The 16987-nt window shown below is 69.0% G+C and carries 15 protein-coding genes; 10 read left to right on the top strand and 5 right to left on the bottom strand.

Features of this window, described 5'->3' with window-relative positions; translation table 11 throughout:
- The first annotated feature begins 151 nt into the window (after positions 1-151).
- Positions 152-313, top strand: a complete 162-nt coding sequence (locus TFC3_RS38605; RefSeq protein ID WP_236718618.1) for a hypothetical protein — start codon at positions 152-154, stop codon at positions 311-313.
- Between the two features lie 208 nt (positions 314-521).
- Here TFC3_RS38605 and TFC3_RS38865 read toward each other — a convergent pair whose 3' ends face one another.
- The 3 genes from TFC3_RS38865 to dapE all read right to left on the bottom strand — a co-directional run bounded on the left by TFC3_RS38865 (position 522) and on the right by dapE (position 3474).
- Complete coding sequence (locus TFC3_RS38865) at positions 522-1103, bottom strand: hypothetical protein (protein ID WP_201787283.1); 582 nt, start codon at positions 1101-1103, stop codon at positions 522-524.
- Positions 1104-1141: 38 nt separating this feature from the next.
- Complete coding sequence (locus TFC3_RS38860) at positions 1142-1714, bottom strand: hypothetical protein (RefSeq protein WP_201787282.1); 573 nt, start codon at positions 1712-1714, stop codon at positions 1142-1144.
- A 686-nt stretch (positions 1715-2400) separates the two neighbouring features.
- Positions 2401-3474: a succinyl-diaminopimelate desuccinylase gene (dapE, locus tag TFC3_RS28120; RefSeq protein ID WP_067508138.1), complete on the bottom strand. Its 1074-nt coding sequence runs from the start codon at positions 3472-3474 to the stop codon at positions 2401-2403.
- Between the two features lie 90 nt (positions 3475-3564).
- Between dapE and TFC3_RS28115 the strand changes: the two genes are divergently transcribed.
- The 7 genes from TFC3_RS28115 to TFC3_RS28085 all read left to right on the top strand — a co-directional run bounded on the left by TFC3_RS28115 (position 3565) and on the right by TFC3_RS28085 (position 15086).
- A complete protein-coding gene (locus TFC3_RS28115) occupies positions 3565-3861 on the top strand; it encodes a type VII secretion target (RefSeq protein WP_082772562.1) in 297 nt (98 codons plus the stop codon).
- Positions 3858-5063 (top strand): WXG100 family type VII secretion target, encoded by a 1206-nt coding sequence (locus tag TFC3_RS38250; RefSeq protein WP_067508133.1) that lies wholly within the window; start codon positions 3858-3860, stop codon positions 5061-5063. Before TFC3_RS28115 ends, TFC3_RS38250 begins: the two co-directional genes overlap by 4 nt.
- On the top strand, positions 5060-6007 hold the full coding sequence (gene dapD / locus TFC3_RS28105; RefSeq protein WP_173745409.1) for a 2,3,4,5-tetrahydropyridine-2,6-dicarboxylate N-succinyltransferase: 948 nt from the start codon (positions 5060-5062) through the stop codon (positions 6005-6007). The genes TFC3_RS38250 and dapD overlap by 4 nt, the downstream gene beginning before the upstream one ends.
- Before the next feature lie 160 nt (positions 6008-6167).
- Positions 6168-7184, top strand: coding sequence for a LacI family DNA-binding transcriptional regulator (locus TFC3_RS28100; RefSeq protein WP_082772561.1), 1017 nt, complete (start codon positions 6168-6170; stop codon positions 7182-7184).
- A 41-nt stretch (positions 7185-7225) separates the two neighbouring features.
- Positions 7226-7903 carry a DUF433 domain-containing protein gene (locus tag TFC3_RS28095; RefSeq protein ID WP_082772560.1) on the top strand — a complete coding sequence of 226 codons (678 nt, stop codon included), beginning with the start codon at positions 7226-7228 and terminating at the stop codon, positions 7901-7903.
- 218 nt (positions 7904-8121) lie between these two features.
- Complete coding sequence (locus tag TFC3_RS28090; RefSeq protein WP_067508130.1) at positions 8122-11655, top strand: ATP-dependent DNA helicase; 3534 nt, start codon at positions 8122-8124, stop codon at positions 11653-11655.
- A complete protein-coding gene (locus TFC3_RS28085; protein ID WP_067508128.1) occupies positions 11652-15086 on the top strand; it encodes an ATP-dependent DNA helicase in 3435 nt (1144 codons plus the stop codon). Before TFC3_RS28090 ends, TFC3_RS28085 begins: the two co-directional genes overlap by 4 nt.
- On the opposite strand, the gene TFC3_RS28080 is transcribed toward TFC3_RS28085, so the two are convergent.
- Complete coding sequence (locus tag TFC3_RS28080) at positions 15054-15461, bottom strand: pilus assembly protein CpaE (RefSeq protein WP_067509753.1); 408 nt, start codon at positions 15459-15461, stop codon at positions 15054-15056. The genes TFC3_RS28085 and TFC3_RS28080 overlap by 33 nt on opposite strands.
- Before the next feature lie 226 nt (positions 15462-15687).
- Here TFC3_RS28080 and TFC3_RS28075 point away from each other — a divergent pair, with 226 nt between their 5' ends.
- On the top strand, positions 15688-15891 hold the full coding sequence (locus TFC3_RS28075) for a cold-shock protein (protein ID WP_014447450.1): 204 nt from the start codon (positions 15688-15690) through the stop codon (positions 15889-15891).
- Positions 15892-15960: 69 nt separating this feature from the next.
- Here the strand turns inward: TFC3_RS28075 and TFC3_RS28070 are convergent, their stop codons facing one another.
- Positions 15961-16674 (bottom strand): 1-acyl-sn-glycerol-3-phosphate acyltransferase, encoded by a 714-nt coding sequence (locus TFC3_RS28070; RefSeq protein ID WP_067508126.1) that lies wholly within the window; start codon positions 16672-16674, stop codon positions 15961-15963.
- A 149-nt stretch (positions 16675-16823) separates the two neighbouring features.
- On the opposite strand from TFC3_RS28070, the gene TFC3_RS38600 reads away from it, so the two are divergent.
- Complete coding sequence (locus TFC3_RS38600; protein ID WP_173745408.1) at positions 16824-16985, top strand: hypothetical protein; 162 nt, start codon at positions 16824-16826, stop codon at positions 16983-16985.
- Positions 16986-16987 lie beyond the last annotated feature (2 nt).

The raw sequence follows: 16987 nt of genomic DNA, 5'->3' as shown, positions 1-16987 counted from the left end.
GTGGGGTTTCGGTAAGAGGATTGCGGCATCGCGGCGTTTTTGCCAGATTGAAGCAACGGACGGTAGCTCTGCGACGTCTGTAGAGTTACCTACCCCCGCACGGCATGCACGGCGTCCGGCTCCGGCCGGGCATCAGGGCGAAGGAGCCACCGTGATGACCCGCTATGAGCGCATGAAAGCCCACCGCAGGCTGCAGCGGCGCATCCGCATGGTGGTCGAGGAACGCCGCATGGCGCTGGCCCAGCCGCCGGCCCCGGCCGATCCGGCCTTCGATCCCGAGACCACCGTGGAGATCAAGCGGCCCGAGGTCTGAGCTCCAACGCGCCGCAGTGGCGTTTCGTGCGGCCCTCATGGCGGGTCCGCGTGGCGGCGCCCGACGGGGCAGGATCCGATCCGAACACACCCGGACCACGACTTTCACCGGCAGGTCCTGCAGTAGTAACGCCAGCCGGGGCCCGTCGTAGCCGGCGTCCGCGACGATCCAGACGTCGGGCTCTCCCGGCTGCACGTCAGAACGCAAGCTAGTAGTACGTCGGCTGCCGCTCCGCCGGATTCGCAGGCGCGACGTCGAGGTTCTTGTCCGCCGTGAGGCGGTCGACAACCTCACGGTCTGCTCCGATGCCGGCCCAATGGGGGTCGACGTCGCTGGCGAAACACCACGCATGATCTGCCGGCCAGACGAATGCCGGCGCTGAGTGGACCTCGGAGGTGAACAAGTCACTCCATCCCGCCAAGTCCCCCAGGGTGCCGGTGAACAGGACGTAACGCCGGTATTGCAGGTCCACCATGTTCCTACCGGTCAGTGCGGGATTCCGGAACGTCGCACCGCCCGCCCACACGCAGACATAGCAATCGCGTGTGGAGGAGCTGTAGTCGGCAAGGGCCTCCAATGCTGTTCGGGCCATGTCGATCTCGGTGGGTCGGAGATATGGCAGCCGTACGTCCGACTCGCGCATATCCGGACGGATCGGATCGGGTAGGTAGCGAAGACGTGCGTACGCAGGAAACGAGGCCGGCCCGAACGTGATCAACCGCGTCGGGCCGACATCGGTCGCGTACAGCCACGCCGCAGCAGAGAGCTCGTCAGTGGGCTGCAGTGTCATCGTCTGAATGATAGACCGCCAATTACCAGGCAGTGCGGCTAGTTCACCACGCAATTGACGGTGGCCTGCCTGTAGGGAGTGTCGCCGGTGTCGATCTCGCCGATGACGTCCACGTCCTCGTGATTGCGCCAGGAGATGGCCTGGCCGGTCGAGTCACAAGCGTGACGGGCGTTGGACCTGTTCCCAGATCCGCCGCCGGCCGTCACTGTCACCGTGGTCGAACACGCCTTCTGCCGCCAGGTGTTGTCGGTGTAAAACTCGTACAAGCAGTTGAAGACCTTGGCCGTGTTGTTGGTGCACGATCCCTTGACGTAAGTTCCATGTCCCGAGACGTCAGGCGCCGTGTAGTGCGGATTGTCAGCTCCGTTGCCCGGTGTGCAGCCAAGAAGCTGGGCGCTGCCTGCTGGGCCGGCGTTGGCCCCACGCATTGACAGGACGTTGCCCTTCTGGTCGAGGTACGTGCCTCCCGCACCGGCGGGCGCCAATCCCGGTCGAGCAGCGGCCGGTGCCGCACCCGATGCCGGTGAAGCGGCTACGGCGCTCGCTCCGGTCGACAGCAAGGCGACGGCCAGGGCGACAGCGACGCTCGATGCACGCATGTTTCTGATCACGACGATTCCTCCCGTTGGGGCGCACGCGCCGTGGCCTGCGCATGCGTCAATGACTTAATGAGCGCCGAACGTAACGATAAAAGCATCTTTCGGTCAACGAATTCCGGGTGTCACTAGACAGACACCGGGCAATGTTTGTCATCAAATTAATTTGACGTTCGTTGGCAACGAAATTGACCCAGCTCCGCACCTTCGCCCCGGGCGCGGGTCAGGGCCAATGGCGCTTTTGTAGCCCATTGCGGAATACGATCTCTTTTGCGGCTGACGTGACTCGTATAGCCGGGGCGGCGGGGGATCGGATGGCAATCGGAGTCGGATCAAGACGCTCCCGCTGGAGTGACCGGACGAGGTCGATGATCAGTCGCGGGCTCCGGAGTAGCGGAAACTGTCACTGCCGGTCCGACTGGCCCTGTACTCATCCGGGCGATGCGGGGGAGGCTCACCCGGCATTCTCCGGATGATCCCTTATCCATTGCCGTTCCACGCTGAGGCGTGTTTCATAACCACTCGCCGATGACGGTGATGGTCAGGACCGCTTGGAAGCGGGCGGCTGACAGTCGTAGCGAGTAGCGACACCGCAATGACGTTTGAGGGGTGCGATGCCGTTCTCGACGGCGTTTCGTAACCAGTAGGGCTGCGGGTGGAACGTCGGTGGACGGTCCTCAGCGCGACTTACGAGACACGTCTTAGTAGGCGGCCAGCCATCGGTGCAGGGTGGCGGCGCCGTCGCGGATCTTGCCGATCTCGACGTGCTCGTCCTGGGCGTGCGCCAGCCGTGGGTCGCCGGGACCGTAATTGAGCGCCGGGATGCCCAGGGCCGCGAAGCGTGAGACGTCCGTCCAGCCCAGTTTGGCCGCCGGTTCCTCGCCGACCGCCGTGAGAAAGTCGCGGGCCGGGGCCGCCTTCAGTCCGGGCATCGCGCCGGGAGCCGAGTCGGTTACTTCCAGGTCGAAACCGCTGAAGATCTCGTGCAGGTGGGCCAGCGCGTCCTTCTCCGAGCGATCCGGCGCGAAGCGCAGGTTGACCTCGATGGCGCACTCGTCGGGGACGACGTTGCCGGCCACCCCGCCGGAGATCTTCACGGCGTTCAAGCCTTCACGGTACGTACACCCGTCGATCGTCACCGTGCGCGGACGGTAATCGTCGAGCCGGCGCAGCACCTCGCCCGCAGCGTGGATGGCGTTCACCCCGCGCCAGGCGCGCGCGGTGTGGGCCCGGCGCCCGTGGGTGCGTACGGTGGCCTTCATCGTGCCCTGACAGCCCGCCTCCACCACGCCGTACGTGGGCTCCAGCAGCACCGCGAAGTCGGCGCGCAACCACTGCGGGTGCGCCTCCCCGGCCAGCCGCAACCCGTTGAATTGCGAGTCGATCTCCTCGGCCTCGTAGAGCAGGAACGTCAGGTCGTACCGTGGATCGGGCAGTGTCGCCGCGATGTGCAGGGCCAACGCCACCCCGGACTTCATGTCGGCGGTGCCGCAGCCGTAGATCAAGTCGTCAACGACGGTGGACGGAAAATTGTCGTTCAGGGGCACGGTGTCGAGGTGCCCGGCCAGCACCACGCGCTGCTCGCGGCCGAGATCGGTGCGCGCCATCACAGTGTTGCCGTGTCGCTCGACACTCAGGTGCGGGGTCTGCCGCAGGACGTCTTCCACGCAGTCGGCGATGACCTTCTCTGCGCGCGAGACGGACTCGATGTCGACCAGGACGCGGGTGAGTTCCACGGGGTCAACGAGCACGTCAGGGGTTAGCGGGTTCGCCATGAGCGGCACATTACCGCCCGAACATGAACCTGCTCGGCGAGCTTGACGACGCTACCGTCGGGCGGGGGACTTCCGGCGGAAAGAGCAACGATGAAAGTCGATACGGCTCACTTGCGAGCAGTCGCGGATCGGCTGGTCGAGCAGGCCGGGCAGCCACTGGAGCAAGCCGGCCACATCGTCGCGCAAGCCGAGGGCGACGTGTCGATCGCCACGATGTTCGATGACTGTGCCACTGCGGGACCGTACCGGGAGGCGAGCGCGAGCTGGCAGGCGCAGATCACGGTGCTGCGCCAAGCGGTCGGGGAGCTGGCCGCTGCCATCAGAGAAAGCGCCGACGGGTACGACCACAGCGACGCAACCGCCGAGACGCGCCTGGACCCCCGGTGACCCCGCTGGACCGGTTGGCGTCATTGCAGGACGCGATCCACGCCGGCACCGGGAACTGGCCATTGGCGGCGCGCGAGGCTGCTCGCGTGGCGTCGATCGGCGGGGACGCTGCCCAAGTGCTGAGCCTGGAACAGGGCTGGAGGGACGCGGCGGCTGCCCTGCACGAATCGGCGCAGGTGCTCGCGGCGCTGGTGCACGAGGACTTCGCCGGGGCTTGGGCCGGGGAGGCGCACACCGCGGCTGCCGAGGTCGTGCGGGCGCTGGCTGACGAGGTTGCGCGTGCGGCGGAGGCTGTGCGGGGCGTGGCTGGGGTGCTGGGGACGTACGGGGAAGGGTTGGAAAGCGCAACGGTGCGTGACCGGACCGGCCGGATCGAGATGCAGGTGGCTCCGGAAATCGGCATTGATCTGCGCGTCGCAGCTCACATCGCGGCCCGCGACAACGCCTCGGACCTGGCCGTCGAACTCCATGACCTCGCAGGTCAGGCCGCCCGGTTGCCGCTCGGAGCCCTCGATTGCGTGCTGATCAACGACAGTCTTCCGCTGGCGCCCGCCACCGTCTCGCGCGTGGAGCTGGTCGCTTCGGGGACCCGAGAGTTGATCATGTCGGCGGACTCGGCACCGCAGCGCGCCTACTTGCTCAAGGCCAGCGCGGCCGGGTACGAGGGCGCCGACCTGGTGGCCTTCGCCGAGGCGATCGCCCCGCACGACGCCGGATGGCTCGACCAGCATCTGGACCCGCTGGCCTGGGGGCAGGGGCCGTATCCGACCTGCGTAGCCGCGGCGACGGTCACGGCCCACGCCGAGGTCGACCCGGTCTATGCGTTAAGCATCACATCGACGCCCGGAGAACTGCGCTCGGAGCAGCAACGTGTGTACGACGGCGGGCGCAATTGGGTACAGGATGTTCTGGGGCTCGACGGCATGACGCCGGGGCAGTCGGCGCAGGTAGCGAACGAGGAGATCGCTCCGCACACCGGACGCCGGTACGAGGAACGGCCCTTCGGACCTGCTCTGCTCGCCGATATCGAGCGAGCCGTTGATGATGGCTACCCCATTCCGTTCATTGCCGCCGACCACGAGTTGGTAGTGATCGGTCACACCGGCGATCAGCTGCGGATATACAACCCCTGGGGGAGTACCTACTGGATCAGCGAGCAGGAATTTGCCGATGCTTCGCCTCTAGTAGGGTTCCCGTCGTGACTAGCGCGATCTCGACCTCCGCAGCCTGGGGCATCGGCCTCGCCACCGTGACCGCCGACGGGACGGTGCTCGACACCTGGTACCCCACCGGCTTCCTCGGCCTGGGGGAAGTGCCGGGCGACCTGCCGGCGCTGCCCGCCGGGCTGACCGGCCCGAAGGCGCCGGCCGGGCTGTCGACCGTCGAGGTGCGCATCGAGATCGCGTCGCTGGCCGAGCCGATCAAGGACTCCTCGGACGCGTACCTGCGGCTGCACCTGCTCTCGCACCGCCTGGTCCGGCCCAACGAGCAGAACCTTGACGGCATCTTCGGCATGCTGGCCAACGTCGCCTGGACGTCGGCCGGCCCGTGCCCGCCGGACCGCGTCGACGAGCTGCGCCTGATCGAGCGGGCCGCCGGGCGCCACCTCGCGGTCCACGGCGTGGACAAGTTCCCGCGGATGACCGATTACGTGACCCCCTCGGGCGTGCGCATCGCCGACGCCGACCGGGTTCGCCTGGGCGCGCACCTGGCCAGCGGCACCACCGTCATGCACGAGGGCTTCTGCAACTTCAACGCCGGCACGCTCGGCACCTCCATGGTCGAGGGCCGCATCGTGCAGGGCGTCGTGGTCGGCGACGGCTCGGACGTGGGCGCCGGCGCGTCGATCATGGGCACACTGTCCGGCGGCGGCAAGGACAAGGTGTCGATCGGCGAGCGCAGCCTGCTCGGGGCGAACGCGGGCATCGGCATCTCGCTCGGCGACGACTGCGTGGTCGAGGCCGGCTGCTACATCACCGGCGGCGCCAAGCTCACCCTGCCGGATGGGCGCGTGGTCAAGGCCAAGGAGTTGTCCGGGGTCAACGGCCTGCTGTTCTGGCGCAACTCGGTGACGGGGGCGCTGGAGGCCCGGCCGCGCAAGGGCACCGGCATCGAGCTGAACTCGGCCCTGCACGCGAACGACTAGCCGCTTCTCCCTGGAGCCGGGTTTCCCGGGAGCCCTGCCGAACCGGTGCTCTTCGTGGCTGCCGGCCCGGCAGGGGGAATGGCCCCGCTAGAAGCATTTAGCGGAACCCTGCCGTGTGCGTACACCTGCGTCAAGGATGTCGATCAGTAGACTTTTGGACATGCCCCCGCCACGGGTGACCCTGCTGCAGGTCGCGGAGCGGGCGGGCGTGTCCCGCAGCACGGCGTCCTTTGTCCTGGCCGGGCGCCATCTCGACATGCGCATCTCCGAGGACGCCCGCCAACGGGTGCTGCGTGCCGCCCAGGAACTGGACTACCGGCCCAACCTGATGGCGCGCAGCCTGCGTACGAAGATCACCAAGACTGTTGCCCTGGTGTCCGACACTTTGGCGTCCGACCCCTACGCCGGCCGGGCCATCCACGGCGCGCTCGCCGCGGCGGTCGCGCGCGGTCACCTGCTGTTCATCGGCGAGACCGAAGGCAACGCGACGGTCGAGAAGAAGCTGATCTCCGACTTCCTGGACCGCCAGGTGGACGCGTTCATCTACGCCTCGATGTTCACCCGCCACGTGCGCGTGCCCAACCTGCTCAAAGGACACCCGGTGGTCCTGCTGAACTGCCTGACCCGGGCAACCAAGCCAGTCCATCACTCGGTCATCCCCGACGAGGTGACGGCGGGAACGGGGGCGGCGGCAACGCTGGTCGAGGCGGGCCACTCCGCGGGGATCTACCTGGTCGGAACCCCCGCCGAGCACGTGTTCGCCGGACGCGAGCGGGTGGCCGGGCTGCGGTCGGGCTTCGCTGCGGCCGGAGTGAAGATGGCGGGCACCATCGAATGCGACTGGTGGCCCGAGCCGGCGTACGAGGCGGTGTCGGCGGCTTTGGCGCGCGGGGTGACGCCGCGGGCACTGGTGTGCTTGAACGACCGGGTGGCGCTGGGGACGTACCAGGCGCTGCGCGAAGCGGGTTTGTCGGTTCCCGGCGAGGTTTCGGTGATGTCATTCGACGATTCGGACATGGCGGCTTGGCTGCGGCCGCAATTGACGAGCGTCGCGCTGCCGCATTACGAATTGGGCTGGAAGGCGGTGGAACTGCTGCTCGGAAAGAGCGAGGAGCCGGCAATCCACCGCGTGTCAATGCCCATCCGCATGCGCGCGTCGATCGGCAAACCGGCCTGAGCGGGGAGCACGCCGGCATTGGGAAACGATACGGTGGCAGCATGACGACGGTGGTTGAGCGTGACGGGCGGTTCACCGCCCCGCTGCTGACTGCCTCGGCTGCGGGCGTGCACATGGGCATTTCGGCCACCACCATCAAGGAGTGGCTCAAAGCGGCCGGTGACGGGCCGGTCATGCATTCGGTGCGCCCCGAGAGTCCGCACGGTCCGCGGTTGCCGTTTGTCGCACTTGCCGAGGCTCAGATCCTTCGCGAGCTGCGGAACACCGGATTGACCATGCAGCACATCCGGGCGGGCGTGGCCCGGCTTCGCGAGCAAACGGGTGATGAATACGTGCTCGCGACGAACATGATTGCCACCGACGGGGGCGAGCTGCTTTACAACGCCGCGTCGAAGGTCGCGCCGGAATGGGTGCGGGCCCGAGACGGTCAGGTAGCCATCCGGCAGGTCATCGAGGCTGTGATCAAGTACGTGTCGTATGCCGACGATGGCTACGCGTCCCGCCTGGTGCTGCGCCCCTATGGCGCGGCTGACGTCATCATCGACCCGCGTTTCGGCTTCGGTCAGCCGGTCTTCCAGTCCAGCAAGATCAAAGTTGAGACCATCGCGGACCTGTTCTACGGCGGCGGTGAATCAGTAGAGGACATAGCCGACGAGTACGACCTGAGCACCGACGAAGTGGAAGTGGTCCTCCGAGTCATGGCGCGGCGTGCGGCCTGAGTTCCTTGTCGATCGCAATATCGGCAAGCGCGTAGTTGCTGCCCTCCGGGAGGCTGGTGATTTGCGCCGAGCCAGAAGGTCTGGGAACCATCTGGGTCGTGCAACGAGACGGCCGCGTCGAGCGGATCTGGGGACCGGGCGACGAGTAGAACCGGTGCCGGGTGATGATCGGGAACCCTCGCCGGAAGTTGTCGTAGGGGCGTGGTGTTATTGGTGCCGTGACCTCGACGCCTGCTGCCGTTCATCGGCCCGCGTACCGGCTGGTTCGCCGGCCCGCGCCGGCCGTTGATGTGCTGCGGGATGATCCGTTGCAGCGGTATGTGGCCGGGCATACCGATGGGCCGCTGCTGGTGGTTGGCGGGCCCGGCACCGGCAAGACGACCATCCTGGTCGAGGCGGTGGCCGAGCGGATCGCGGCGGGCGTCGATCCCGAGCGGATCCTGGTGCTGACCTTCGGGCGGCGCGGGGCGATGGCGCTGCGGGACCGGATCGAGGCCCGGATCTCGGGTCCGACCTACCATGAGCCCCTGGTACGCACCTTCCACGCGTACGCTTTCGGCCTCCTCCGCCGGGCCGCAGCCGAGCGGGGAGAGCCGTCGCCACGCCTGCTGACCGGGCCCGAGCAGGACCTCATCATCCGCGAACTGCTCGAAGTGGTCGGCGACGAGCAAGCCGCCGACACCATCGGCTGGCCCGACGCCCTGCGGCCGGCACTGCCCACCCGAGCCTTCGCCCAGCAGCTCCGCGACCTCATGCAACGCGCCGCCGAACGCGGCATCGGCCCGGTCGAACTCGCCCGCCTCGGCGAACAACTCGGCCGCGACGACTGGCCCGCCGCCGCGCGTTTCCTGCGGGAGTACGTGGCGGTGCTCGCTCTGCGCGACGTCACCACGCGCGGGTCCACGGCCTACGACCCGGCGGAGCTGGTGCGCGCCGCCTCGGGCCTGCTCGCCGACGACCCGGACCTGCTCGACGCGGAACGCCGCCGGCTGCAATACGTGTACGTCGACGAGCTCGCCGACACGGACCCGGCCCAGATCGAACTCCTGTCGCTGGTCGCGGGCGGCGGAAAACCCCTGGTCGCGTTTGGAGACCCGGATTCGTCCATCTACGGCTTCCGGGGCGCGGATCCGGAGGCGGTCGCGCTTTTCCCCAATCGATTCCGTACGTCCTCAAGTGCCCTCGCCGAAACAGTCACCCTGCACACGAGTTACCGCGGCGCGCCGGGCCTGCTCTCCTCGACCGCCCGGGTGGCCCGCCGGATGCGCGGCCGGATGCGCCACCGCGCCCTGCACCCTCCGGCCCCCCTGCCGGACGCCGTGACTTCCGCAACGGCGCCTGCCACCGCTGCGCCTCCCGCCGCTGTTGTGCGGACGTTTCGCACAGCGGCAGCGGAGACGGCCTTCGTAGCGCATGCGCTCCGGGAAGCGCATCTCCTGCACGGCATCCCCTGGTCGCGGATGGCCGTGATCTTGCGGTCCACCAGCCTTCAGCTTCCTTCGCTGCAGCGGGGCCTGGTTGCCGCCGGCGTACCGACCGTCACCCACTCCGAGGATCTTCCGCTTCACCTTCAGCCGGCCGTTGCCCCCTTCCTGCTTCTCCTGCGCTGTGCCCTGCAGCCCGACGTACTCGATGAAGAAGCGGCCGTCTCCCTCCTGCACTCCCCGCTCGGCGGCGCCGACCCCCTCGCCGAACGGCGGCTGCGGCAGGGATTGCGGGCGCTGGCCCTGGCTGCCGGGGATCGGCGGCCCTCCGGTGAGCTGCTTGTCGACTCGATGCGGGATCCGGCCGGGTTGGACATGGTCGAGCGGCGCTGGGCGGTGCCTGCTCAGAACGTGTCGCGGTTGATTGCGGTGGCGCGGCAGGCTGCGGCGGCGCCGGGAGCAACTGCGGAGCAGGTCTTGTGGGAGGTCTGGCGGGCCAGCGGGTTGGCGGAGCGATGGTACGGACTGAGCACCCGCGGCACCCCCGTTGAACCGGGAGGTGAGGGCGGCCGGGCTCGGCAGTGGCGCGCGGAGGCGGCCGACCGGGATCTTGATGCCATGGTGGTGTTGTTCGACGCGGCTGCTCGGTTCGTGGACCGGTTGCCGGGGGCGCGTACGGAAGTGTTCCTTGACCATGTCCTCGGTCAAGATCTGCCGGCTGACTCCATTGCGCCCAGTGCTGACCGAGGTGAGGCTGTCCGGCTCCTGACTGCGCACGCGGCGAAGGGGCTGGAGTGGGATGTTGTCGTGCTGGCCGGCGTACAGGAAGGAATCTGGCCTGATCTTCGGCTTCGGGGCAGCCTGCTGGGGTCGGAGCGTCTTGTCGACTTCTTGGCCGGGCGGCCCGCGGCGGGGGCGGCTGCGGTGGTGGGGCAGACGTCGGCGTTGCTGGATGAGGAGCGCCGGCTCTTCTATGTGGCTACGACGCGGGCGCGGCAGCGGCTGATGGTGACGGCGGTGGCCTCGGCGGGCGTTGGCGGTTCCGACGGGGAGGAGCAGCCGAGCCGGTTCCTCACCGAACTCGGCCTGCCCGACCAGCGGGGAGATGATCAGCCGCCGCCGGATGCGGGGCCTACGCCGGATCCGGACGACCCCGGCCCCACCGAGCCCGACCCGTTCGACGATCCCGACGCCCCGGCCGGCGAAGCGCCAGGCGAGGAAGCGCAGCGCGAGGAAACCCATGGGGAAGCGCAGCGTGAGCAAAGGCGGGGAGAAAGCGGCAGCGCCGACCCGGAGCAGCTCAAGGACCTCCTCCCGCCGGTAGTGGACTTCGCGCCACCGATAGGCCGCCCACCCCGTGCCCTCACACTTTCCGCGCTCGTGGCGGAGCTTCGTACCGTTGTGGTCGCCCCCGATTTCACGCCTGCCCGGCGCCATGCCGCCGCTCTTGAACTGGCCAAGCTAGCCCGCGCCGGCGTTCCCGGCGCCCATCCCGACGAGTGGTGGGGCTTGCGCGCGCTCTCCGACGACCGCCCGCTCGTCGACGAAGGTGAGCCGGTCAAGGTCACGCCGTCGGCCATGGAGAGTGCCCTGCGCTGCAGCTTGCGGTGGCTGCTCGAACGCCATGGTGGAGCCGCGCCTGCCGGACCGGCTCAAGGCGTGGGCAACCTGGTGCACGCGGCGGCGATGCTGGCCGAGGATGCCAACGCTGATCGGGAGCAACTGGTCGAGTATGTTTCCGCGCGTTTTGAGGCCATCGAGCTGGCCGCGCGGTGGTTGGCTGGGCCGGAGCAGGAACGCGCGCAGGGCATGGTGGACAAGCTGCTTCGGTGGCTGGCCAAGAATCCGCGGCGGCTGCTGGCCATCGAGCACGAGTTCACGGTGCGGCTGGATGATCCGAGCCGGCCGATCCAGTTGACCGGGCGGGTTGATCGGCTGGAGGTTGACGAGCTGGGCCGGCTGGTGGTCATCGACTTGAAGACCGGCAAGTCGACAACCGTGACCGGCTCGGACATCGAGGAGCACGCCCAGCTCGCCGGGTACCAGGCCGCCGTGGACGCGGGGGCGTTCGAGCACCTCGGGGCCGGTGCCGAAAGCGGGGGCGCGGCGCTGGTTCAGCTGGGCCCGACCAAGGAAGCGCGCGAGCAGATGCAGGTTCCGCTTTCCGAGGCCGAGGACCCGCAGTGGGCGTACGCCATGGTCCGCCGCACGGCCGACACCATGGCCGCCGCCACCTTCTCGGCAGTTGTCAATGCCAAATGCCGGGTCTGTCCGGTCCGGACGAGCTGCCCGGTCAGCGGTCAGGGACGCCAGGTAGTGGAGCCGTGACGCAACCGTCTCTGTTTGCCGATCCCGCTCCCCAGCCGCGGCGCCGCGCTGATTCGGGACCCCGGTACACCCCCCTTGAGCTGGCGCGGCTGCTGCGGCTGCACGCGCCGACGACCGAGCAGGCCGCGATCATCTCGGCGCCCGTGGAACCGGTGCTGGTGGTCGCGGGCGCGGGATCGGGCAAGACTGAGACGATGGCCTCGCGGGTGGTCTGGCTGGTCGCCAACGGGTACGCCCACCCCGACGAGATCCTGGGACTGACGTTCACCCGGAAAGCCGCAGGAGAACTGGCCCATCGGGTACGGATGCGGCTCGGCCAACTGGTCCGCCGGCTCGGCCGCCACGACGCGCTGGCGGGTGAGCCAACCGTTGCCACCTACCATTCGTACGCGGCCCGGGTGGTCATTGAGCACGGCCTGCGCGCCGGCTACGAACCGTCAGCCCGGCTGCTGACCGAGGCGGCCCGGTGGCAGATCGTGGACTCGATCGTGCGGTCGTACACCGGGGAGATGACCGGCCTGAACCGCGCCCCGGGCACCGTGACCGACGACGTGCTCGCGCTTTCCGGTGAGCTCGCCGAGCACCTGGTGTCCCCGGACGACCTGGCCGCCTGGACCGGGCGCTTCTTCGCCGACCTCCAGTCGCTGCCCGGGCGGGTCTACAAGGACGTCACCGACGTGTTGCAGCGCCAGCAGCACCGGCTCACCCTGCTACCCCTGGTTCGCCGCTACGAGCAGCGCAAACTCGACCTGGAAGCCATGGACTTCGGCGACCAGATGGCCCGGGCGGCCCTTGTGGCCCGCGAACATCCCGAGGTCGGGGCGATCGAGCGGGGCCGCTACAAGATCGTGCTGCTGGACGAGTACCAGGACACCAGCCACGCCCAGGTGGTCCTGCTGAACGCACTGTTCGGCGGCGGGCACCCGGTCACCGCGGTCGGCGACCCGTGCCAGTCGATCTACGGGTGGCGGGGTGCGTCGGCGGGCACGCTGGACCGGTTCCCACGCGAGTTCACCGGTCCGGGTGGTCGTGAGGCGTGGGTGCTCAACCTGACCCGGAGCTGGCGGAACCGCCCGGAGATCCTCGAGGTGGCCAACGCGTTGTCCCGGCCGTTGCGCGCCGCCGGGGCCCGGGTGGCCGAGCTGGTTCCGGCGCAGCGGGTTGCCGAGCGGGTGGGCGGGCGCACGGTGGCGTGTGCGCTGCTCCCCACGTACGCCGAAGAGGCTGATTGGATCGCGGACTCCATGCTCGAGGCGTGGCGGTCCGCGGCGCGCCTGCCGGACGCGCTGCCCGGGGACATTCCGCTGGAGAAGCGGCCGACCAGTGCGGTGCTGGTGCGGGTGCGCAGTCAAATTCCGGCGATCGAGGAGGCATTGCGCGCGCGGGGACTGCCGGTCGAGGTCGTGGGGCTGGGCGGCCTGCTGGACACCCCGGAGGTACGAGATGTGGTGTGCACGCTGCGTGTGCTCGCCGACCCTACGGACGGTGCCTCGCTGCTGCGCCTGCTGACCGGCGCCCGGTGGCGCATCGGCCCCCGTGATCTGGTGGCCGTGCACCGGCGGTCCCGGTCCATTGCGGCGGCCCGGCGAGCGGCGGGGGCAGCCGCACCGGCGGATCCCGAGGAGATCGTAGGGGACCGGCTCGACGATGCGACCCTGGTCGAGGCGATGGCTGACCTGGGTGCCCCGCAGCAGTACTCGCAGGAGGGCTACCTCCGGCTGCGCTCTTACAGCCGGGAGCTGGCCGAGCTGCGGCTGCGCCTGGACCAGCCGTTGCCGGACCTGGTCGCCGATATCGAGCGGACCATCGGGCTGGACGTGGAAGTGGCGGTCCGGGGCTGGGGAGCCGGTGACGCTGGGTTGGCGCGCGGGCATCTCGATGCGCTGGGTGACGTCGCTGCCCGCTACGCCGGGGACACCGACGGCGGCACGCTTGCCGGTTTCCTGGCGTTCCTGGACGCCGCCGAGGAAGAGGAGCGCGGGCTCACTCCGGGGCAGGTCGACGTGGTCGAGGGTGCGGTGCAGGTGCTGACCGCCCACGCGGCCAAGGGGCTGGAGTGGGACGTCGTGTCGGTCGCGGGCCTGACCAAGAACGTATGGCCGGGCATGACCCGCGGCTCGGACAACTATCTCGGCGGGATGGGCGTGCTGCCGTTCCCGCTGAGAGGGGACGCCGACGGGCTGCCGCAGCTCGACCTGTCCGAGGCCGTCGATCAGAAGGACGCCGCGGGCGCGGTTACAGCGTTCGGTCGTGCCTGGCGCGAACACGACGAACGCGAAGAGCGGCGATTGGCGTACGTCGCGGTCACCCGTCCGCGCAGGCTGCTGCTGGCCTCCGGGTACTGGTGGGGTGACGGGGTCAAACGGCCCCGCGGACCATCGGTGTTCCTGCAAGAAATCCAGGCCGCCTGCCTCGCCGGCGCCGGGGTGGTCGAGCACTGGGCCCCGGAACCGGCGGCCGATGCCCCGAACCCGAGTGCCGAGCTGGTGGCCTCGGCGGAGTGGCCGGCGGACCCGCTGGGCGGGCGGCGACCGGCCATGGCGGCGGCCGCGGACCTGATCCGCCGGATGATCGCGGCGCCGGACCCGGAGGCGGCCAAGGCGTTCGTCGACCTCGCCGGGTCCGACGAGGAGATTGCCGAGCGGGCCGGGCTGGGCGCCGACCTGGCCGGGCTGGCCCCGGAAACAGGCGGGCCGGCCCGGGAACCAGACGGTGATGGGGACATCGCGCGGTGGCGTCAGGAGGCCACCATGCTGCTGGCCGAGCGTGAGGAGCGTGCCCGCCGCGACGGGCCGCTGGACGTCGCCCTGCCGCCGCACCTGTCGGTTTCGCAGCTGGTGGTGCTGCGCCGCGATTCGCAACTTCTGGCTCGCTCGCTGCGCCGCCCGTTGCCGGCGCGGCCCGCGCCTTACGCGCGCCGGGGCACGGCGTTTCACACCTGGCTGGAGCAGCGGTACGGCGCGGTCCGGCTGCTCGACGTGGACGAGCTGCCCGGCGCCGCCGATGACGAGGCTGCCGCGGATGAGGAGCTGGCCGCGTTGCAGCAGGCGTTCCTGGCCGGCGAGTGGGCCAACCGGACACCGGTGGACGTGGAGGTGCCGTTCGCCACCACCGTCGCCGGACTCGTGCTGCGCGGGCGCATGGATGCCGTGTTCGCCGACCCGGGGGACCGCTATGACGTGATCGATTGGAAGACCGGGCAGCGACCCACTGCCGCCGATGCCGAAGCGGCGACGGTGCAGCTGGCTGCGTACCGGCTGGCTTGGGCTGCCCTTGCGAACGTGCCGGTTTCGCGCGTACGGGCAGGCTTCTACTACGTCCGTGATGCCGTGACCATGCGCCCGGCCGACCTGCTCGACGCCGACGGCCTGGCCGATCTGATCACCAGCCTGCCCGAATCAGAGACCGGCCGCCGCGAGCAGGTGCACTAACGCCGCGGCGTAGGCCTGCTCGACGGTCGCGGCAGCGAACGTGCGCTCCTCACCCAGCAGGGTGATATCGACGTTCCAGCCCGTGTCCGACCGGCGTAACGCGCGCAGCGTGCCGCCGAGCAACTCGCGTAGCTGATCCTCGCGCGGCAGCCACAGCGCCTCCTCCAGTTCCACGTCGTCCAGCGCCCACTCGGTGGTGCCGTTGAAGCCAATCACCTGCCCTTCCGGCAGGTTGTGCACCTCGATCGTCATGTTGCTGAGCACGAACACGTCATCGTCGAGATCGCGGTCCGGGATGGCGAAACGATCGCCGGGAGCCGGTTTCCACACCAGCCCGGCATCCCTGAGCCGGCTTGCTTCGTGCGTGCCGATCACGTCCAGGACCTCCTTGGTCGTGCTACGCTCGCTGCGTTGTGTCAGTTTGGTTCCCAAGTACTCAGGAGCGCCTGCGGGGAAGTCTGCCGCAAGGCGCTCTTTGTCGTAACCCGGGTTTCTCCGGTACGGGCGATCAGTACGGCGACACGAGACCCTAAAAATGGGGTCTTACTACCTCGTTCCCGTCCATAATGGCCGAGAGCGATCGACCGTCGAGGAGACGAGCATGGTTACGGGCGTTGTGAAGTGGTTCAACGCGGACAAGGGCTTCGGGTTCATCACCCCGGACGACGGCGGCGCCGACGTCTTCGCCCACTTCTCCGCTATCCAGATGTCGGGTTACCGGTCTCTGGAGGAGAACCAGCGGGTGGAGTTCGAGGTGACCCAGGGCCAGAAGGGCCCGCAGGCGGCTAACATCCGCTCGGTCTGAACACAGCCATAAGCTGACAACGGCGCCGGTTCCCCCTCGGGGGGACCGGCGCCGTTGCGCGTTCAGCCCTTACACGTCGACGGTTTCCGGCCGCGGTGCGGTGCCGCCCAGGTGCGCGGGCATCCACCACTGCTCCTGCGGCCCGGACGGCTTCTCGGGGTAGTCCTTCTGAGCCTGTTCCAGTAGGACGCTCAACCGCTGCCGCAGTTGCAGCGTGATCGCGTCGGCGGTGACCTCCGGCGGCACCGCGAGCGGCTCGCCGACCTTGATCAGCACCGGTACGTGCCGCTTGGTCAGATCTTTCGGGTGCCCCTTGGTCCACAGCCGGTGCGGGCCCCACACCGCCATCGGCAGCAGCGGCACACCGGCGCTCTGGGCCAGCCTGGCCGCGCCGGACTTGAGCGCCTTGACGGTGAACGACTCGCTGATCGTCGCCTCGGGGAAGACACCGACCACCTCGCCCTTGCGCAGGGCCGTCTCCGCTTCCTGGAAAGCCGCGCTGCCCGCCGTGCGGTCCACCGGGATGTGCCGCATGCCGCGCATCAGCGGGCCGCTGACCCGGTGGTCGAAAACCGACTTCTTTGCCATGAACCGGACCAGGCGCTTGGCCGGCTGGGCGGCCAGGCCACAGAAGATGAAATCGAGGTAGCTGACGTGGTTGCTGGCGAGTACCGCCCCGCCGCTCGTGGGGATGTGCTGTGCACCGACGATCTGGATGCGCATGTCGAGCACGCGGAACATCGTCTTGGCCAAGCCGACGACCGGGGGATACACGATTTCCATTCAGTTACGGTACCGGCGCTGCATGAACCTTTCCTGTGAGAGGCGCAACCGATTCGGCTTCCCGAGCGTCTTAAGTGTGACTGCGCCGAGCCGCGCCCCGGAGGACGCTGAACGTTCACCGGTTGCCGGCATCACTGGAGGGCCCCCGCATGAAACCCGTGTCCGCACGCCGCGAGCTGGCATTGGTGCTCGCCCTGGCCGTGCTGGGGCTCGGCCTCGTCCTCGCGGTGGCCTTCATCCCCTGGTACGTCCCGGCCGGTCACCCCGGCGCGGCAGTGGTCAGCACGATCCCGCCCAACAGCAAGGTCTGAGC

The organism is Actinoplanes sp. TFC3 (genome assembly GCF_001553785.1).
In the GTDB taxonomy this organism is placed as follows: Bacteria; Actinomycetota; Actinomycetes; order Mycobacteriales; family Micromonosporaceae; genus Actinoplanes.
Note: the sequence above shows the minus strand (reverse complement) of the source record. Positions and strands in the feature narration are given on the sequence as shown.

Bases quoted from the DNA above. Each gene is read 5' to 3' on its own strand.
- TFC3_RS28100 (WP_082772561.1), top strand. From the start codon at position 6,168: ATGCCCCCGCCACGGGTGACCCTGCTGCAGGTCGCGGAGCGGGCGGGC.
- TFC3_RS28095 (WP_082772560.1), top strand. From the start codon at position 7,226: ATGACGACGGTGGTTGAGCGTGACGGGCGGTTCACCGCCCCGCTGCTG.
- TFC3_RS38600 (WP_173745408.1), top strand. From the start codon at position 16,824: ATGAAACCCGTGTCCGCACGCCGCGAGCTGGCATTGGTGCTCGCCCTG.
- TFC3_RS28075 (WP_014447450.1), top strand. From the start codon at position 15,688: ATGGTTACGGGCGTTGTGAAGTGGTTCAACGCGGACAAGGGCTTCGGG.
- TFC3_RS28070 (WP_067508126.1), bottom strand. From the start codon at position 16,674: ATGGAAATCGTGTATCCCCCGGTCGTCGGCTTGGCCAAGACGATGTTC.
- TFC3_RS28115 (WP_082772562.1), top strand. From the start codon at position 3,565: ATGAAAGTCGATACGGCTCACTTGCGAGCAGTCGCGGATCGGCTGGTC.
- TFC3_RS38865 (WP_201787283.1), bottom strand. From the start codon at position 1,103: ATGACACTGCAGCCCACTGACGAGCTCTCTGCTGCGGCGTGGCTGTAC.
- dapE (WP_067508138.1), bottom strand. From the start codon at position 3,474: ATGGCGAACCCGCTAACCCCTGACGTGCTCGTTGACCCCGTGGAACTC.